Source organism: Bradyrhizobium cytisi, from assembly GCF_008123515.1.
GTDB lineage: Bacteria > Pseudomonadota > Alphaproteobacteria > Rhizobiales > Xanthobacteraceae > Bradyrhizobium > Bradyrhizobium cytisi.
The window spans coordinates 1-17,133 of record NZ_VSSR01000008.1 but is presented as its reverse complement, the minus strand read 5'-3'; the positions used below and the strand labels follow the sequence as shown (position 1 = coordinate 17,133).

Genomic DNA, 17,133 nt, shown 5'->3' with positions numbered 1-17,133 from the left:
AACTGTCAATCGGCGTTGAACTGGACCCCCGGCCTGACCAGATGACCTCGCATTCGGATCGCCACATCTTCGCGGGCATCCTCCCTGTGGAGAGACGCCTGCAGGAGTTTGTGGCAAACTTGTCGGTTATCGCATCGGGCTTTAATTCCTGCCCAGGCGACACCGGCGAAGGAGATCAGTCCATGCAGCGGAAAAGTTGGGCCTCGGAAGAGTGCCCCATGGCCCGCTCCGTTGACGTCATTGGCGACTGGGGCAGTTTGATGATCCTGCGCCAAGCCTTTGGGGGCACGACCCGATTCGACGATTTCCAGAAGGAGCTGGAGATCTCGCGGAACCTGCTGACCGCGAGACTGAAGAAACTCGTCGTCTGCGGCATTCTCGAACGCCGGCCGATCGCCGAGGAAGCGCGGCGGCACGAGTACGTTCTGACCGAAATGGGCGAGGATCTCTTTGCGACTATCATCGCACTCCGCCAATGGGGCGACCGATGGCTGTTCCGGCCCGATCCGCCCCCTATTCGAATGCTTGACGGCATCGACGGCAGCGAACTGGAGCCGATAAAGGTCCGCTCCTCCCGTGGGCGCGAGATCAAGCTTGCGGATTTTCGCTTGCGCCGGCGCGCCACGGGCAAGCAGAAGGCTCGGGCCGACAACCTCTAGTTCACGCCGGCGCCGTGACGGGGCTTGTCAACATTCATTCATGCGCATAAAAGTTCAATAATGAGACTAACTGGTCGGACGACCTAGCGCGAGGAGAATGAAATGCGGGCAGCGTATATCACCGGCTATGGCGACAATTCGGTGGTCAGCTACGGGGAGGTCGGCGACCCCGTCCCGGGCGCCGACGAGGCGCTGCTCGAGGTCCGGGCCGCCGGTGCGAATCCCGTCGAGGTCGCCATGCGCCAGGGTCTGTTCCATGCCGCCTTTCCATTCACGTTTCCGCAGGTGATGGGCTACGACGTCGCGGGCGTTGTTGTCTCCGCGCCCCCTGGCGGGGCGTTCAAGGCAGGTGACGAGGTTTACGCCCGCCTGCCTAACCGGCGTCCCGGCGCCTATGCCGAGCGCGCAGCCGCTCCACTCAATCTCCTGGCCCACAAGCCGCGCACCCTGTCCTTCGAGGAGGCGGCGAGCCTACCGACCGTCGCCTTGACCACCTGGCAGGCATTTGTGGAGCGCGCGCGGCTCAAGGCCGGCGAAAGCATCTTGATCCAGGCAGGGGCAGGCGGCGTCGGCGCCTTCGCCATCCAGCTCGCTAAGCACCTGGGGGCCTACGTCGTTGCGACGGGCGGACCGGACAGCCAGACGTTCATGGCTGGGCTCGGAGCGGATCGCACCATCGACTACACAACCGAATCCTTCGAGGCTGCCGGCCCGTTCGACGTGGTCTATGACGGTGTGTGCGGTCCGCTGACCGAGCGTGGCATCGACACCCTGCGCGAAGGCGGCCGCTATGTCGGCCTCGTGCGCACCGCCGACGCCCAGAGCTATCGCGAAATCGGCTTCCCGCCTCCCGTGGCCGAGCAAGCTTCGGCGGCCGTTCGACCGTTCATCGAGCGCGCCGCCGCCCGCAAGGCGGAGTTCCATGGCCCCCTCACCCGGCCGGACGGCGCTCAACTGGCGGAGATCGCGGCCCTGATCGACACCGGCGCCATCCGCGCCTCCGTGAGCGCGGTCTATGGCCTCGATCAGCTCGCTGCCGCCTACCAGATTCTAGCCGGCAGACATACGCGTGGGAAGCTCGTCATCGTCCCCTGAGGCAAGGCTCCGGCTCGTTCAACAAGTCCGCGGAACAGAGGCAATCATGAGCGACATCCCCACCAGGATCAGCATCGACAAGTCCACGCCGGGGTATTGGCGCGTGACTTTCAACAACCCGCCGATCAACGCGATCGACGATCGCACCTACGACGAGTTCTATGACCTGGTGGAGGAGATCGACGCGGACGATGCGCTGAAGGTCGTGACCCTCGAGAGCGCCAACCCCGACTTCTTCATCGCTCACTACAGCACGGCCGAGCCCCGCAGCCGGTTCGGCGCGCCACGCTGGATCGAACCGGCCACCAAGCTGGCTCATAGTAACGTCCTCAGCATTGCAGTGATCCGCGGCCGGGCGCGCGGCGGTGGAAGCGAGTTTACCCTGGCCTGCGACATTCGCTTTGCCAGCAAGGAAAAGGCGATCTTTGGCCAGCCAGAGGTCGGATGCGGCCTCATCCCAGGCGGCGGGGCGCTTCAACGCCTGCCTATCATGGTGGGCCGCTCTCGCGCCATGGAGATCATCCTCGGTAGCGACGATTTCGATGCCGAGACCGCCGAACGATACGGCTGGATCAACCGCGCCATCCCCGAGGCCCACCTTGATGAGTTCGTTGCGAATTTCGTGCGGCGCATCCTGGCGTTCGACAAACAGGCGCTGAGCACCTGCAAAGCGACGATCAAACAGAACGGGCTGCCGGACCCCGCTCAGCTGCAGGCGACACAGGACACTTTCTTCACGACGTTCGGCTGGCCAGGCGCGGCAGAGCGCATGCCGAGGCTGCGCGCGCGAGGCATTGGAACCGCTGGCGACTTTGAGCTGAACCTCGGCCGCGAAGTCGGGAATCTTTAGGCGACATGGCTGACCTTCCCACAGCCACTCGAGACGCCTGACCCAGCGTCGGGGCCGCGAGTCTCGCGCGACTAGCGCGGGCTAACAGCCGGGCCGCCCCTGTAATCTGCTTCACAGGCGGATGCGCCGATCTGCGCTAGATGAAGTCAGGCCCCGCGACCGCAGGGCCGGCTTCGGAGCTGGCGATGATGGCTGCACTGGCAAAGGCAATATCCCGCGCGACGGGAACTAATCTTGACGTCGAGACTCTGAAGATCCTGGTGATCTTCTCGGGCGCGGGCCTGCTGGTCTCGCTCGTGGCGGCGATGATCTACGGACAGGCTTTCAACGCGGCTCTGTTCTGAGCGCGTTGCGATCCGTCAAGCCACCGGGTCCTTGGGAGCATCAGAGCGGCTGCGGAGATCCGGCGCCAGCGGCGGTGCTGGCCTCACGGGAGCATCGTCGCGCGCAGCGCCACTGCCATGCGCGACGAGAGCGGGCCCCTTGTCACGATACGCGACGATCCAGATCAGAAAGCCGAGAAGCGCCAGCGCGGCGCCGACGGGGCCGGTGGAGGTCCAGCCGAGCCCCTGGCGAATGGCGAGGCCGCCGAGGAATGGGCCGAGCGCATTGGCGGTGTTGAACGCCGAATGGTTGAGCGCGGCGGCGAGCGCCTGTGCGTCTCCCGCGACGTCCATCAGTCGCGTCTGCAGCACCGCACCGAGCGCGACGCTGGCGCCGATCGCGAAAATGTCGATCGCAAGCAGCCAGGGATTGCCGGCCGCGAGCGGAAACGCCAGCAGCGCGACGGCTGCGAACAGCAGGATGACGCCCGCGGTGGGCATCAGCGCGCGGTCGGCGAAGCGCGGCACGAACAGATTGCCGAGCGTGGCGCCGATACCGAAGATCGCGAGAAAGAACGGAATGACCTCGGTGCTGACCTTGGTGACCTCGATCAAGGTCGTCGCCAGATAGGTGTAGACGGCGAACATGCCGCCAAAGCCGATGGCGCTGATCGCCAGCGTGATCCAGACACGGCCGCTTCTGAGCGCGCCGAGCTCGCGCAGCGGATTCGACCGGCCAGCCCGGTCGCGCGGCGCGAACAGTGCACAGAGCAGCATCGTGAGCAGCGCCAGCACCGACACGAGGCCAAAGCTCGCGCGCCAGCCCACTGCCTGGCCGATCAGGTTGGCCAGGGGCACGCCGATGATGGTGGCGACGGTCAGGCCGAGCATCACCTGGCCGACCGCCCGCGAGCGGCGATGTTGGGGTACGAGCGAGGCCGCAACCAGCGCGGCGACGCCGAAATAGGCGCCGTGGGGCAGGCCTGAGAGAAAGCGGGCCGCGACCATCCAGCCGAAGCCCGGTGCAAGCGCGGTGAGGGCGTTGCCGAGCGCGAACACGGCCATCAGCGCCAGCAATTGCGTGCGCCGGGCGAACCGCGCGCCGAGTACGGCAATCAGCGGCGCACCTAGCACCACGCCGAGCGCGTAGGCGCTGATCGCGTGTCCGGCGGTCGGCTCGTCGATATGAAGGTCAGCCGCGAAAAACGGCAGCAGGCTCATCGATGCGAATTCGGTGGTCCCGATCGCAAAGCCGCCCATCGCGAGCGAGAACAGGACGATGGCGAGATGAGGGGGTGCGGAAGCCGAGTTCGACGTCGTGCTTGGCGAGGTCGCGTGGGGCGAGGTCGTCATGTGTCCTGCAATGGTGGCGTCGAGGGGAACCAGCCCGGCAAACGTCGCCACCCCTGCAGTCTTTATCTATTGTACTTAAACCAGCATCGGTCCGCGTCAACTCCGGAAGCGCCACGTAAGGCAGGGCGCATATCAGCGTCCCGGTTTGCTCAGGGCATCCCCGTTAATGTGTCTCGTGAAACCGGCTCAAGACCCCTTCAGGCGTTCACTGCGCGGCTGAAGACGTCCCTTGCATCATGATCGATCAGAACTGCACTTCGCCCGGAATGTCGTCAGCGCTGAGGCCGACGGTTTCATAGGCCTTCAGCAGCCATTCGCGGGTCTGGCCAAGCGAACGGTTGTAGTCGGCCCAGGCGCTGAGGAAATCCTTGTAGCGGCGATCGGCTTCGGCGCGGATGCCGAGATTGGTCGGCAGCGTCAGGATCGGCCGCGGGATCGCGAGCTCGCCAAGCGTCGGATTCTTCTTCAGCGTGAAGATCGATAGCACCGCCAGCGAGACGTTGCAGTCGGCGCGGCCGGTCGATACCGCGAGGATCGCCTCGTCGCGCGTCTTGAAGCCGAGAATGTTCGCCTTCGGGCAGTAGCGGCGCGCGATGGTCTCGTGCGTCGAGCCGATGTCGACGGCGATCTTGACCTCGGGCTTGTTGAGATCGGCCCAGGTCTGCGGCTTGGCAAACCCCTTCTTGGTGATGACGGTGAAGGAGTGCACCAGGATCGGGGTCGAGAAGTCGATGACGAGCGAACGCTCCGGCGTCGGGTTCACGGCGAAGGCGAGGTCGACCTTGTCGGCCTGCAGGTCGAGGATCTGGTTGCCCCAGGTCGATTCCAGCATCTCGACCTTGGCCCCTAACTTGCCAGCGATGTCGGTCGCCATGTCAATGCAGGCGCCCGACCACTGATTGGTCGCGAGGTCCTTGTGGAAATAGGGATCCTGGCCGGCGATGACCGCGATGCGCAGCACGCCGCTCTTCTTGATGCGGTCGAGCGTGGAGGTCGGTGCCGTGTCCGCCTTGGCCGAAGCGGTCGCGGCCATTGCGGCGCCCGCCAGCGCGACGGTGGTGAGTGCGTCCCTGCGGTTCATGGGCAGTGCTCCTGGGGAATGGGGATCATCAACTCCGGCCCGTCGACTATTTCTGTATTCAGAGCATAATGCAATATGGTATTGCAGCCCTGCCGGCGTTTTGATCGATGAGGCAGACCTGAGTCTAATCCGTTGGCAAAACAAGAGAAAACTTCGTGGTGCCGCGCTGGATGAGGGCCGGTCCGCGGGTGTCGGGATTGAGGGGAGAACGTCAGTGCGTGCTGTTTTCGTTGATGCGAACGAGACCCTGGCGGCGGTGACCGACAAGCTGCTGGCCTCGCAGAAGCTGCCGGTTGGCATCAACCGCAATCCTTCGATCAAGCCCGACGATCTGCCCGGCCTGCTTGGCGATGCCGAGATCATGATCGTCGACCACACCGCGGTGCCGACGCCGATTGCCGCGACGTGCAAGGCGCTGAAGCATGTCGTCTTCCTCGGCACCGGCGCGCGCAGCTACATGAACCCGGAAGAGCTTGGCCAGCACGGCATCTCCGTGCACACCATCAAGGGGTATGGCGATACTGCTGTGGCCGAATGCGCGATCGCGTTGATGTGGGCGTCCGCCAAGAGTTTTGGCGAGATGGATCGCGGCATGCGCGAGGGCAACTGGCTGCGTCGCGACGCGGTGCAGCTCACCGGCAAGACGCTCGGCCTGATCGGCTTCGGCGGCATCGCCGCGGAAGCCGCGCGCATGGCGGCGGGCTGCGGCATGAAGGTGATGGCCTGGAACAGGACGCCGAAGACGCATCCGGGCGTCGCGTTCGTGCCGCTGGAGAAGCTGCTCGCCGAGAGCCATGTCATCTCGCTGCATCTCCTGCTCAACGACGAGACCAAGGGTTTTCTGTCACGCGAGCGCATCGCGCAGATGCGTCCCGGCAGCATTCTGATCAACACCGCGCGCGGCGCCGTGGTCGACGAGGACGCGATGTTAGAGGCGCTGCGCTCAGGCCACATTGCGCATGCCGGCCTCGACGTTTTCACCGTCGAGCCGCTGCCATCGGGTCATGCGCTGACAAAACTGCCGAACGTGACGCTGTCGGCGCACTCGGCGTTCCGCACGCCCGAGGCGAGCGACAATCTCATCGGCGCAGCGCTCGATCATTGCCGCCGCATCATCGCGAGTGGCGGGTAGTGCAAACATCAGGGACGGGCATGATGCCTGCGCAGGGTCCGAGCAGCCTTTCGAACTTGCGCGCTCCGTCCGCGTGTCCTACGCCACCTCGAACAAAACTTGCGTGAGGAGCTGTCATGACCATTCGCAACACTCGCACCGGGGGCCAGATCCTGATCGATCAGCTCGTCGCCCAAGGCGTCGATCGCGTCACCTGCGTGCCGGGCGAGAGCTACCTCGCGGCACTCGACGCGCTGCATGACAGCCCGATCGACGTCGTGATCTGCCGCGCCGAAGGTGGTGCCGCGATGATGGCGGAAGCCTATGGCAAGCTCACCGGCCGGCCCGGTGTCTGCTTCGTCACCCGCGGCCCCGGTGCGACCAACGCCAGCCACGGCGTCCACATCGCGATGCAGGATTCGACGCCGATGATCCTGTTCGTCGGCCAGGTCGACACCGGCATGCGCGAGCGCGAGGCGTTTCAGGAGCTCGATTACAAGGCGGTGTTCGGCTCCATGGCGAAATGGGCGGTCGAGATCGATCGTCCCGACCGCATTCCCGAGCTGGTCGCGCGCGCCTTTCGTGTCGCCATGCAGGGCCGTCCGGGTCCGGTGGTGATCGCGCTGCCGGAGAACATGCTGACCGAGACCGCCGCTGTTGCCGATGCCATGCGCATCGAGCCGGCGGTGAGCTGGCCCGCGCCCGCCGACATCGAGCAGGTCGGTGCGATGCTTGCGAGCGCCAAGGCGCCGCTGGTCATCCTCGGCGGCTCGCGCTGGACCGATGAAGCCACCAAAAGCATCGCGCGCTTTGCCGAACGGTTCGACCTGCCGGTCGCGACCTCGTTCCGCCGGGCGTCGCTGATCGACGCCGATCATTCTCACTATGCCGGCGATCTCGGCATCGGACCGAGCCCGGGCCTGAAGGCGCGCATCGACAACGCCGATGTTGTTCTGCTCATCGGCGGCCGCATGTCGGAGATGCCGTCCTCGTCCTACACGCTGCTCGACATTCCGACGCCGCAGCAGAAGCTGATCCACGTGCATCCGGGCTCCGAGGAGCTCGGCCGCATCTATCAGCCGGAGCTTGCGATCCAGGCGACGCCGGCCGCGTTCGCTGCCGCCGTCGAGACGCTGAAGCCCGCAGGCTCAGTTGCCTGGAAGGGCGAGGCCGCCAAGGCCCATGCCGATTACCTCGCCTGGACCGACAAGGCGCGCGAGCTGCCGGGCACGTTCCAGTACGGTCAGGTCATGACCTGGCTGCGCGACCGCTTGCCGAAGGACGCGATCGTCTGCAACGGCGCCGGCAATTATGCCGGCTGGATCCATCGTCATCACCGCTTCCACAGCTTTGCGTCGCAACTCGCGCCGACCTCGGGCTCGATGGGCTATGGCGTGCCGGCGGCGGTTCTCGCCAAACGGCAGTTTCCGGACCGCGTCGTCGTCGCCTTTGCCGGCGACGGCTGCTTCCTGATGAACGGCCAGGAGTTCGCGACCGCCGTGCAGTACGATGCGCCGCTGGTCGTCATCGTCGTCGACAATTCGCAATACGGCACCATTCGCATGCACCAGGAGCGCGACTATCCCGGTCGCATCGTCGGCACCCAGCTCAAGAACCCCGACTTCGCGATGTACGCGAAGGCGTTCGGCGGCCATGGCGAGCGGGTCGAGCGCACCGAAGAGTTCGCGCCGGCGTTCGAGCGGGCGCTTGCCTCGGGCAAGCCGTCGATCCTCCATTGCATCATTGATCCGCGCGCGATGTCGGTCGGCAAGGATTTTGTGCCGGCGGTGAAGGCGTAAGCGATGCCGCAAGCCCGCCACGTCGCCATCATCGGAGCCGGCGCGGTCGGTGTGATCAGCGCCATTGAGGCGCTGCGCGACGGCCATCGCGTCACGCTGATCGATCCGGGCGAGCCCGGTGGCGAACAGGCGGCGAGCTATGGCAATGCCGGCTGGCTCTCCTCGCATTCGGTGATCCCGCCGGCGGAGCCCGGCGTCTGGAAAAAGGTGCCTGGCTATCTCCTGGATCCGCTCGGCCCGCTCGCGATTCGCTGGTCATATCTGCCGAAGGCGCTGCCGTGGCTGATCAAGTACCTGCTGTCGGGCTGGACCGAGGCGCGCGTCGAGAAGACCGCCTTTGCGCTGCGCGACCTCCTGAAGGATGCGCCGCTCTTGCACCGGAAGCTCGCGGAAGAGGCGGGCGTCCCTGAATTGGTCGAGCGCAACGGCGTGATGCACGTGTTCCCGTCGCGCGGTAACTTTGACAACGATCTCGGCTGGCGCTTGCGCAAGAAGGTCGGCGTCGCATGGATGGAGCTGAACGCCGACGAGATGCGTCAGCGCGAACCGGACCTGCATCCGCGCTACACCTTTGGCGTGGTGGTGGAAGAGGCCGGCCGCTGCCGCGATCCCGGTGCCTACGTTGCAGCCCTCGCCCAGCATGCACTGGCGAGCGGCGCCAAGCTCGTCCGCGCGAAGGCGACGGGCCTCAAGCTCTCCGGCAACAAGCTCGTCGCCGTCCTCACCGAGACCGGCGAGATTCCCTGCGATGCCGCAGTGGTCGCGGCCGGCGCGCATTCAAAACGACTGACGGCATCGGTCGGCGATCCCCTGCCGCTCGAGACCGAGCGCGGCTATCACGTCATGATCGAGAATCCGGAATCGGGTCCGCGCAGCTCGATGATGGCGTCCGACGCAAAAATGGTGGTGAACTGGACCGACAAGGGCCTGCGCGCCGCCGGCACGGTCGAGATCGCCGGCCTTGAGGCCGAGCCGAACTGGAAGCGCGCCGAGATTTTGCGCAACCACCTCCTCGGCATGTTCCCAAAGCTGCCGAACGATATTCCGGCCTCGCGCATCAAAACCTGGTTCGGGCATCGGCCGAGCATGCCGGACGGCATGCCCTGCATCGGCCACGCACGCGCGTCGCGCGACATTGTCTATGCCTTCGGCCACGGCCATATCGGCCTGGTCGGCTCGGCCCGCACCGGCCGCCTCGTCGCGCAGCTCCTGAGCGGCAAGCAGCCGGAAATTCCGCTCGCGCCGTTCGCGCCTACCCGCTTCCTCTGAGGTCGCATCATGACCACTGCAGCCAGCTCGCCTTCTCGTATTGCCCGTGGCGGCAAGGCCATCTACGGCGCGCCGCTCGGCATCCTGATGCTGGAGGCGCGCTTTCCCCGCATTCCCGGCGACATGGGCAACGGCACGACCTGGCCGTTTCCCGTGCTCTATCGCGTGGTGAGCGGCGCTTCACCGGAGAAGGTGGTGCTGAAGGGCGCGGCCGGCCTGTTGCCTGACTTCATCGATGCGGCCAAGGATCTGGTGCGGCTCGGAGCCGAGGCCATCACCACCAATTGCGGCTTTCTCTCGCTGTTCCAGAAGGAGATCGCGGCCGCCGTCGGCGTTCCCGTCGCGACCTCGTCACTGATGCAGGTGCCGTGGGTGCAGGCGACCTTGCCCCCCGGCAAGCGCGTCGGTCTCGTCACGGTGTCGGGCTCGACCCTGACGCCGGCCCATCTCGAAGGCGCCGGCGTGCCGCTCGATGCGCCACTGGTCGGCACCGAGCACGGCAAGGAGTTTTTCCGCGTCCTGATCAAGGCCGAGAAGGACGACATGGACGTCGGCCTGGCCGAGCGTGACGTGGTCGAGGCCGGCAAGCAGCTGGTCGCCAAAAACCCTGATGTCGGCGCCATCGTGCTCGAATGCACCAACATGCCGCCTTACGCGGCCGCGTTGCAGGCCGAGGTGGGGCTGCCGGTTTATGATATCTATTCCATGATTACGTGGTTTCATGCTGGACTGCGGCCGCGTCGGTTTGGTTAAAGGTCGAGAAGCTGCCCATGAACAAGCACCTGGAACTCACTTCCGACAGCATCGTCGATCGCGTCTATGAACAGCTCAAGGCGATGGCGATCAGCTATGAGTTCAAGCCGGGCGAGCGGCTGAACGAGGGTGAGCTGGCAAAACGCCTCGGGGTCAGCCGCACGCCGCTGCGTGAAGCGCTCAACCGTCTCAACACCGAGGGCTTCCTGCGCTTCACGCCGGGCAAGGGCTTCTTCTGCCGCGAGCTCGACGCCCACGAGATCTTCGATCTCTACGAATTGCGCAAGTCGATCGAGGTCGCCTCGGTTCGCCTCGCCATCAAACGCGCCAAGGACGAGGACATCGACGCGCTGCTGAAATTTCTCGAAGCCACCGGCCCCGATCCCGGGGAGCGCTCCTCGGTGGAGCTCGTCGAGCTCGACGAGACCTTTCACGAGCGGCTGATGGCGATGTCGAACAATACCGAGATGCTGCGCGTGCTGCGCAACGTCAACGCCCGCATCCGCTTCGTGCGCTGGATCGACATGGACAGCATCAACCGCTCCAACACCCAGGCCGAGCACCGCGCGGTCGTCGAAGGGTTGAAGGCGCGCGACGAAGAGGCTTGCGTCTCGGTGCTGGAAAAGCACATCGACCGCCGATTGGATCGCATCACGTCGGCGATCAAGGAAGGCTACGCGCAGATCTACATGCCGGCCGCGGCAAGGTCCGCGGCGAATTAGCTTTCGAGCCGCAGTGACGGTGACCTCCCTTCTCCCCTTGTGGGAGAAGTTGGCGCGAAGCGCCAGCTATACAATCCGTCGATACCTGCTCATGCCAGACGGTCAGAGCTTTCGCGCCCGAATATCGCTAGCATGCCGCTCGAAATCTAGGGAGACACGCGGTGCACAGCCCTCAACCGAATCCCGACTCGCACAGCAGCGACGACTGGCCATCCGAGCTCTTTCGCGTCCTGAAAGCCGCCGACGTCAGGCAGATGTCCTACGTCCCCGATGCCGGCCACAGCCAGCTGATCCGCATGTTCTCGGCCGACCGCGACGTCACCACCAACGTGCTGACCACGGAAGAGGAGGGTATCGCCATTGCCGCAGGCGCCTGGCTTGGCGGCCAGCGCAGCGTGCTGCTGATGCAGTCGAGTGGCGTCGGCAATTGCATCAACATGCTGTCGCTGTCGGCGATCGGCCGCTTTCCGCTGCTGATGCTGGTGACGATGCGCGGCGAATGGGCCGAGTTCAATCCGTGGCAGGTGCCGATGAGCCGGGCGACGCAGCCCTCGCTGGAGGCGATTGGGCTGAGGGTGATGCGCGCGGAGACGGCAGAGGATCTGGTCGAGACGGTCGAGTCGGCCGCTTCGCTGGCCTACGAGGCCGACCAGCAGATCGCGGTTCTGATCGGGCAGCGCCTGATCGGCAAGAAGAAGTGGTGATGTCGATGTCCGTTCGCTCTCAGCTCGATCGCCGTGCCGCCGTCGCGGCTCTTCTCAACAGCCGCAAGGACACGCTGGTTGTGTCCGGCCTTGGCTCGCCCACCTATGACCTGCATTCCGTCGGCGACCACGACGGCAATTTCTATCTCTGGGGCGCCATGGGCGGCGCCGCGCTCATCGCGCTTGGATTGGCGCAGGCGCAGCCGGGCAAGCGCGTTCTCGCCTTGACCGGCGACGGCGAACAGCTGATGGGCCTCGGCGGCATCGCCACCATCGGGGTCGCGCGCCCGCACAATCTCGACATCGTCGTGATCGACAACCAGCATTTCGGCGAGACCGGAATGCAGGCGAGCCACACCGGGCGCGGCGTCGATCTCACGGCGATCGCCACGGCCTGCGGCTTTGCCGTGACCGGAACCGTGCGGACGATCGAAGAGGTGCAACGCCTCGCGGCCAAGATCACCGAGCCGGCCGAGGGCCCGCGACTTTTTGTCATCAAGGTTCTGGCGGAAAATCCGCCGCGCTCGCTGCCCTCGCGCGATGCCGTCTTTATCAAGAACCGGTTCCGTGCTCATCTCGGTTTCGCGGCGGCTTGAACCGGGGTCCTCTTCGGGATAGCTCGCTGGCAGCAGCTATTCTGGAGTGAGACCCATGAAACTATTCGGCAAGGTCGCCGCCATCACCGGCGCAGCACGCGGCATCGGCAAGGCCTGCGCAAAGCGGTTCCTCGATGACGGCGTCAAGATCGTCATCTCGGATGTCGATGCCGACGGTCTGGCTGCAACGGCCGCCGAGCTCGGGCGGCCGGATGCCTTGCGCAGTGTGGTCGGCAATGTCGCCAGGCGCGCCGACGTCGATCAGCTCGTCGCGACCGCCGTGAAAGAATTCGGCCGGCTCGACATCATGGTCAACAATGCCGGCGTCGCCCGCAACCGGGACATCCTGGAGATCACTGAAGAAGAATTCGACGAAATCATCGGCATCAATTTGAAGGGCGCGTTCTTCGGCGTGCAGGCCGCGGCGAAGCAGATGATCGCGCAAGGCGGCGGCGGGGTCATCATCAACATGTCCTCGGTGAACGCGCTGCTGGCGATTCCGGCGCTTGCGACCTACGCGATGTCCAAGGGCGGCATGAAGCAGCTGACCTCGGTCGCCGCCGTCGCGCTCGCCCCGCATAACATTCGCGTCGTCGCGGTCGGTCCCGGCACGATCCTGACCGACATGGTGGCGTCCTCCATCTACACATCAGAGGATGCGCGCAAGACCGTGTTGTCACGCACGCCGGCCGGCCGCGGCGGCGAGCCGAGCGAGGTCGCCTCGGTCGTTGCGTTCCTCGCCAGCGACGATGCGTCCTACATCACGGGGCAGACGATTTATCCGGATGGCGGGCGATTGGTCCTGAACTACACGGTGCCCGTGAAGGACAAATAACCTTACTCCGCCGCGATCGTCATGCCGTAGCCGAGCCGCTTCGAGATGTGACCGGCGCAGTCGCGCAGGGCATGGGCGATCGGGCTGTCCCAGCGGGCATCGAAGGTGCCTTCCGGCCCCATCGCGGTGATCACCAGCGCGACATGGCCGGCATGGTCGAACACAGGCGCGGAGAACGCGTTCACGCCGGGGAGGGGATCGCCGAGGGCGCGGGCAAGCCCGTGCTTGCGGACCTCGGCAAGCATCTCGGCGAGCTTGGCGCCTGTCACCGGCCGCTTCGGATTGTAGCCGACGCCCTGGCGATCGAGCCCGCTTTCGAGCGCAGCGTTGATCGTCTTCTCCGGGAGGTAGGCCGCGAAGGCCCGGCCCGTGGCGGTTTCCAGCAGCGCCATCACCGAGCCGGCGCGCATCACGATGTGCACGGGCTGGCCGGGCTCCTCCAGCTGCACCACTGTCGGGCCGTGTGTGCCCCAGACCGCGAGCGAGACCGCGTGCCCGATCTGGCTCGCGAGCGCCGCGATCTTCGGCTGGGCGATGCGCACACCGGACAGACGTCGCAGGCTGATCAGGCCGAGCTCGAGCGCGAGCGCGCCAATCTCGTAGCGGCCGGTGGTTTCATCCTGCTCGATCAAGCCGATGCGCGAAAAGCTGGCCAGATAAGGATGCGCCTTGGCCGGCGTCATGCCGGCCTCACGCGCGAGATCGCGCAGCATCATCGGCTCGCCGCATCTCGCGAGCGCACGGAGCAATTCTCCGCCGACCTCGATCGACTGGATGCCGCGGCTTTCTCTCTTCATGCGCCTCCGATGCGCTTTGGTTACGCCGCGTCGCGCTTGGCGGCGCTGTCGGCGAGGTGACGGCCGGCAATGTAGCCGAAGGTCAGCGCCGGCCCAAGCGTGATGCCGGCGCCGGGATAATTGCCGCCCATGATGCTCGCCATGTCGTTGCCGGCGGCATAAAGCCCGGGAATCACCCGGCCCTCGGCGTCGAGCGCGCGCGCGTTCTCGTCGGTGACGATGCCGGCGTAGGTGCCGAGATCGCCGATCACCATCTTGATGGCGTAGAACGGGCCGTTCGCGATCGGCGCGATGCAGGGATTGGGGCCGTGCATGGCGTCGCCCTGGTAGCGGTTATAGGCTTTTGAGCCCTTGCCGAAGGCGGCATCGTGGCCTTGCGGCGCGGTCGTGTTGAATTCCTTGACGGTCGCTGTGAAGGCCTTGGCGTCGATGCCAGCCTTCGCTGCAAGCGCGTCGAGCGTCTCGCCGCGCATGAGATAGCCGGTGTTGAGATGATGACCGAGCGGCATCGGGAAGGGTGGCACACAGCCGAGGCCGTACTTCCGCAGCGTCTTATGATCGCAGACGAGGAACGCCGCGATCTCCTCGCCGGGTTTTGCTGCCTTCGCCATGGCCTGGACGAAGTCGTGGTAGGAATTGCCTTCATTGGCAAACCGCCTGCCGTCGCGCATCACCGCGATCACGCCGGGCTTGGCGCGGTCGATGAAGTGCGGCATCACACCCTTCGAGCCGTCCTTGCGCGTGGTGAGCGAGACCGGCACCCAGGCCGCCGCGTTCGGCAGCCGGTCCTCGACATGTCCGCCGGCGCTTTCGGCGAGACGCAGGCCGTCGCCGGTATTGCCGGTGGGGCCGGGCGAATAATGCTCATGGCCGGTCGGCGCATGCGGAAACATCTTCTTGCGCCGTTCGACGTCGTGCGGGAAGCCGCCGCAGGCGAGCACGACGCCTTGTCGCGCGCGAACGCGCATCTCGCGTCCCTCGCGCGAAACGATCGCACCGGTGACGGTGCCGTTCTCGACCGTCAGCTCACGCACCGGCGAGGACAGCCACATCGGAATTTTGAGGTCTTGCGCGGATTTTGCCAGGCGGCCTGCGAGCGCATTGCCGTTGGTCAACGTCATGCCGCGGCCGTAGCGCAGCACGTCCATCAAGTGCCGCGACAGGCGTTTTGCGACATAGACCGCCGAATTCAGCGACTTTGTCACCCGCATGAAATGGATGATCTCCTTGCCGCTTCCGAGCATCATGCCGAACACGGTGAGCTCGGGCAAGGGCATGCCGAGCGTCTTGATCTGCTCGCCGAGCTCGCGGCCGTCGAATGGCCGTGTCACCATGGAGCGGCCCCCTTGCGTGCCGCCGGGCGCTTCGGCATGGTAGTCCGGAAACACCAGCGGCATGTCGAAGCGCAGCGCGGTCCTGGTGGTGAAGAAGTCGACGGCTTCAGGGCCCGCGCTCAGAAATGCATCAACACGTGCGGCGTCAAAATTGTTGCCGGCCTCGTGCCGCAGATAGGTGCGGGCCTGCTCCGGCGTCTCCTCGATGCCGTAGGCCTTCGCCAGCGATGTGCCGGGAATCCACAGCCAGCCGCCGGAACGGGCGGTGGTGCCGCCGAAGCGCGGCTCCTTTTCGACGATCAGCACGTCGAGGCCGCGGTAGCGCGCGGTGATCGCCGCCGACATGCCGGAGCAGCCCGATCCGGCCACGAGCACATCGCACTCGTAAATCTCAATGGCGTTGCGCTCGTTGCCGGTCATGTCTCATCTCACTTCTTCAGCAGCGGACATTTGGATTCGGAGACCGGGCGATAGGCGTCCTCGCCCTTCACGGTCTTGACGATCTCCAGATAATCCCAGGGCTCCCTGGACTGCTCGGGCGTCTTCACCCTGGCCAGATACATGTCGCGGATGACGCGGCCGTCCTCGCGCAACTTGCCGCCATGGACGAAGGTGTCCTCGATCGGCAGCTCGCGCATCTTGGCCATCACCTTGGCCGGATCGTCGCTGCCGGCGGCCTTGATGCCTTTCAGGTAGTGCAGCACCGAGCCGTAGACACCGGTGTGGATCATGGTCGGCATCACATTGGTGCGCGCGAAGAATTTTTTCGACCAGGCGCGGGTCTGCTCGTCCATGTTCCAGTAGGAGGCCGTCGTCATGTAGGTGCCCTGCGCGGACTTCAGCCCGATCGCGTGCACGTCGGTGTCGAACATCAACAGGCCGACCAGCTTCTGGCCGCCCTGGACCAGGCCGAACTCGCCGGATTGCTTGATGGCGTTATCGGTGTCCTGGCCGGCATTGGCGAAGGCGACGACGTCGGCTTTCGAGCTCTGTGCCTGCAGCGCGAAGGAGGAGAAGTCTGCCGTGTTGGTCGGATGCTTGACGCCGCCCAGCACCTTGCCGCCCATCTCGTTGATGAAGCGGGTCGCGTCCTTCTCGAGCTGCTGGCCGAACGCATAGTCCGCGGTGATGAAGTACCAGGATTTGCCGCCTTCCTTGATCACGGCGGAAGCCGTCACCTTCGACAGCGCGTAGGTGTCGTAGGTGAAGTGCACAGTGTTCGGGCTGCACAGCTCGTCGGTGAGCGAGCTCGCGCCGGGACCGGAGAGCAGGGCGATCTTGTTGCGCTCGCGCACCATGTTGTGCACGGCAATCGCGATGCCGGAATTGGGAATGTCGACGACGGCGTCGACCTTGCCGTTGTCGAACCAGCCGCGGACGATATTGACGCCGACGTCGGTCTTCATCTGGTGGTCGGCGCTGATGATCTCGATCGGCTTGCCGAGCACGGTCGGCCCGAACTCCTCCAGCGCCATCTTGGCGGCCTCGACCGAGCCCGGCCCGCTGTTGTCGCGGCCCCAGCTCGACAGATCCGTCAGCACGCCGATCCGCACCACGTCGTCGGAGACTTGTGCGGTGGCCGCCGAAGTGATCGCAGCCGAAGTCATGGCCGCGAGCATGGCGCAGGCCAAAAGCCCTCTCATCGTCGTTCCCTCTCTTTTATGGGCCGCCTGGCGCGGCCAGGGCGATAAATTAGATATTGGCGAACGAATTTGTCAATGGCGAACTTGGCCGGTCGATGGGTTCCACGTCGCCGGGGAGAGATTGCGGAGACGTCTGCGCAACTGCCTCAACAGCCGTCATTGCGAGCGCAGCGAAGCAATCCAGACTGCCTCCGCGGAAAGATTCTGGA

General features: G+C 65.3%; 18 protein-coding genes. 13 read left to right on the top strand and 5 right to left on the bottom strand.

Features of this window, described 5'->3' with window-relative positions:
* Positions 1 to 41: 41 nt before the first annotated feature.
* From FXB38_RS04105 to FXB38_RS42555, 4 genes are all read left to right on the top strand, one after another.
* Positions 42 to 659 carry a winged helix-turn-helix transcriptional regulator gene (locus FXB38_RS04105; protein WP_210250859.1) on the top strand — a complete coding sequence of 206 codons (618 nt, stop codon included), beginning with the start codon at positions 42 to 44 and terminating at the stop codon, positions 657 to 659.
* Positions 660 to 761: 102 nt separating this feature from the next.
* Entirely contained in the window at positions 762 to 1,754 is a 993-nt protein-coding gene (locus tag FXB38_RS04100) for an NADP-dependent oxidoreductase (RefSeq protein ID WP_148749496.1), read from the top strand.
* 46 nt (positions 1,755 to 1,800) lie between these two features.
* Complete coding sequence (locus FXB38_RS04095) at positions 1,801 to 2,604, top strand: enoyl-CoA hydratase/isomerase family protein (RefSeq protein WP_148749495.1); 804 nt, start codon at positions 1,801 to 1,803, stop codon at positions 2,602 to 2,604.
* Positions 2,605 to 2,789: 185 nt separating this feature from the next.
* Complete coding sequence (locus FXB38_RS42555; protein ID WP_187434648.1) at positions 2,790 to 2,948, top strand: hypothetical protein; 159 nt, start codon at positions 2,790 to 2,792, stop codon at positions 2,946 to 2,948.
* Positions 2,949 to 2,963: 15 nt separating this feature from the next.
* On the opposite strand, the gene FXB38_RS04090 is transcribed toward FXB38_RS42555, so the two are convergent.
* Both FXB38_RS04090 and FXB38_RS04085 read right to left on the bottom strand, forming a co-directional pair.
* Positions 2,964 to 4,280, bottom strand: coding sequence for an MFS transporter (locus tag FXB38_RS04090; RefSeq protein ID WP_187434667.1), 1,317 nt, complete (start codon positions 4,278 to 4,280; stop codon positions 2,964 to 2,966).
* A gap of 244 nt (positions 4,281 to 4,524) precedes the next feature.
* Entirely contained in the window at positions 4,525 to 5,361 is an 837-nt protein-coding gene (locus tag FXB38_RS04085; protein WP_148749493.1) for a transporter substrate-binding domain-containing protein, read from the bottom strand.
* A gap of 214 nt (positions 5,362 to 5,575) precedes the next feature.
* Between FXB38_RS04085 and FXB38_RS04080 the strand changes: the two genes are divergently transcribed.
* The 8 genes from FXB38_RS04080 (at position 5,576) to FXB38_RS04045 (ending at position 13,150) form a co-directional block, all read left to right on the top strand.
* A complete protein-coding gene (locus FXB38_RS04080; RefSeq protein WP_148749492.1) occupies positions 5,576 to 6,493 on the top strand; it encodes an NAD(P)-dependent oxidoreductase in 918 nt (305 codons plus the stop codon).
* A gap of 116 nt (positions 6,494 to 6,609) precedes the next feature.
* Positions 6,610 to 8,271: a thiamine pyrophosphate-binding protein gene (locus FXB38_RS04075; RefSeq protein WP_148749491.1), complete on the top strand. Its 1,662-nt coding sequence runs from the start codon at positions 6,610 to 6,612 to the stop codon at positions 8,269 to 8,271.
* A gap of 3 nt (positions 8,272 to 8,274) precedes the next feature.
* Entirely contained in the window at positions 8,275 to 9,540 is a 1,266-nt protein-coding gene (locus FXB38_RS04070; RefSeq protein ID WP_148749490.1) for an NAD(P)/FAD-dependent oxidoreductase, read from the top strand.
* Between the two features lie 9 nt (positions 9,541 to 9,549).
* Entirely contained in the window at positions 9,550 to 10,293 is a 744-nt protein-coding gene (locus FXB38_RS04065; protein ID WP_148749489.1) for an aspartate/glutamate racemase family protein, read from the top strand.
* A 17-nt stretch (positions 10,294 to 10,310) separates the two neighbouring features.
* A complete protein-coding gene (locus FXB38_RS04060) occupies positions 10,311 to 11,015 on the top strand; it encodes a GntR family transcriptional regulator (protein ID WP_148749488.1) in 705 nt (234 codons plus the stop codon).
* 161 nt (positions 11,016 to 11,176) lie between these two features.
* Positions 11,177 to 11,719 (top strand): thiamine pyrophosphate-binding protein, encoded by a 543-nt coding sequence (locus FXB38_RS04055; protein ID WP_148749487.1) that lies wholly within the window; start codon positions 11,177 to 11,179, stop codon positions 11,717 to 11,719.
* A gap of 5 nt (positions 11,720 to 11,724) precedes the next feature.
* Positions 11,725 to 12,315: a thiamine pyrophosphate-dependent enzyme gene (locus tag FXB38_RS04050; RefSeq protein ID WP_148749486.1), complete on the top strand. Its 591-nt coding sequence runs from the start codon at positions 11,725 to 11,727 to the stop codon at positions 12,313 to 12,315.
* Positions 12,316 to 12,370: 55 nt separating this feature from the next.
* Positions 12,371 to 13,150, top strand: coding sequence for an SDR family NAD(P)-dependent oxidoreductase (locus FXB38_RS04045; protein WP_148749485.1), 780 nt, complete (start codon positions 12,371 to 12,373; stop codon positions 13,148 to 13,150).
* Between the two features lie 2 nt (positions 13,151 to 13,152).
* On the opposite strand, the gene FXB38_RS04040 is transcribed toward FXB38_RS04045, so the two are convergent.
* From FXB38_RS04040 to FXB38_RS04030, 3 genes are read right to left on the bottom strand one after another with little or no spacing between them, the layout of a single operon-like run.
* Positions 13,153 to 13,947, bottom strand: coding sequence for an IclR family transcriptional regulator (locus FXB38_RS04040; RefSeq protein WP_148749484.1), 795 nt, complete (start codon positions 13,945 to 13,947; stop codon positions 13,153 to 13,155).
* Positions 13,948 to 13,967: 20 nt separating this feature from the next.
* The gene (locus FXB38_RS04035; protein WP_148749483.1) at positions 13,968 to 15,701 is read right to left on the bottom strand and encodes an FAD-dependent oxidoreductase; all 1,734 of its coding nucleotides are present in this window, start codon (positions 15,699 to 15,701) and stop codon (positions 13,968 to 13,970) included.
* Between the two features lie 8 nt (positions 15,702 to 15,709).
* Complete coding sequence (locus FXB38_RS04030; protein ID WP_148749482.1) at positions 15,710 to 16,924, bottom strand: ABC transporter substrate-binding protein; 1,215 nt, start codon at positions 16,922 to 16,924, stop codon at positions 15,710 to 15,712.
* On the opposite strand from FXB38_RS04030, the gene FXB38_RS43430 reads away from it, so the two are divergent.
* The coding region (locus FXB38_RS43430; RefSeq protein WP_210250864.1) for a hypothetical protein at positions 16,857 to 17,133 on the top strand (277 nt) is incomplete at its 3' end. The two genes, FXB38_RS04030 and FXB38_RS43430, sit on opposite strands and share 68 nt — an antisense overlap.

Coding starts and splice junctions, on each gene's coding strand:
- FXB38_RS04105 (WP_210250859.1), top strand. CDS start 42: ATGACCTCGCATTCGGATCGCCACATCTTCGCGGGCATCCTCCCTGTG.
- FXB38_RS04035 (WP_148749483.1), bottom strand. CDS start 15,701: ATGACCGGCAACGAGCGCAACGCCATTGAGATTTACGAGTGCGATGTG.
- FXB38_RS04095 (WP_148749495.1), top strand. CDS start 1,801: ATGAGCGACATCCCCACCAGGATCAGCATCGACAAGTCCACGCCGGGG.
- FXB38_RS04045 (WP_148749485.1), top strand. CDS start 12,371: ATGAAACTATTCGGCAAGGTCGCCGCCATCACCGGCGCAGCACGCGGC.
- FXB38_RS04050 (WP_148749486.1), top strand. CDS start 11,725: ATGTCCGTTCGCTCTCAGCTCGATCGCCGTGCCGCCGTCGCGGCTCTT.
- FXB38_RS04085 (WP_148749493.1), bottom strand. CDS start 5,361: ATGAACCGCAGGGACGCACTCACCACCGTCGCGCTGGCGGGCGCCGCA.
- FXB38_RS42555 (WP_187434648.1), top strand. CDS start 2,790: ATGATGGCTGCACTGGCAAAGGCAATATCCCGCGCGACGGGAACTAAT.
- FXB38_RS04090 (WP_187434667.1), bottom strand. CDS start 4,280: ATGACGACCTCGCCCCACGCGACCTCGCCAAGCACGACGTCGAACTCG.
- FXB38_RS04100 (WP_148749496.1), top strand. CDS start 762: ATGCGGGCAGCGTATATCACCGGCTATGGCGACAATTCGGTGGTCAGC.
- FXB38_RS04070 (WP_148749490.1), top strand. CDS start 8,275: ATGCCGCAAGCCCGCCACGTCGCCATCATCGGAGCCGGCGCGGTCGGT.
- FXB38_RS04065 (WP_148749489.1), top strand. CDS start 9,550: ATGACCACTGCAGCCAGCTCGCCTTCTCGTATTGCCCGTGGCGGCAAG.
- FXB38_RS04030 (WP_148749482.1), bottom strand. CDS start 16,924: ATGAGAGGGCTTTTGGCCTGCGCCATGCTCGCGGCCATGACTTCGGCT.
- FXB38_RS04060 (WP_148749488.1), top strand. CDS start 10,311: ATGAACAAGCACCTGGAACTCACTTCCGACAGCATCGTCGATCGCGTC.
- FXB38_RS04040 (WP_148749484.1), bottom strand. CDS start 13,947: ATGAAGAGAGAAAGCCGCGGCATCCAGTCGATCGAGGTCGGCGGAGAA.
- FXB38_RS04075 (WP_148749491.1), top strand. CDS start 6,610: ATGACCATTCGCAACACTCGCACCGGGGGCCAGATCCTGATCGATCAG.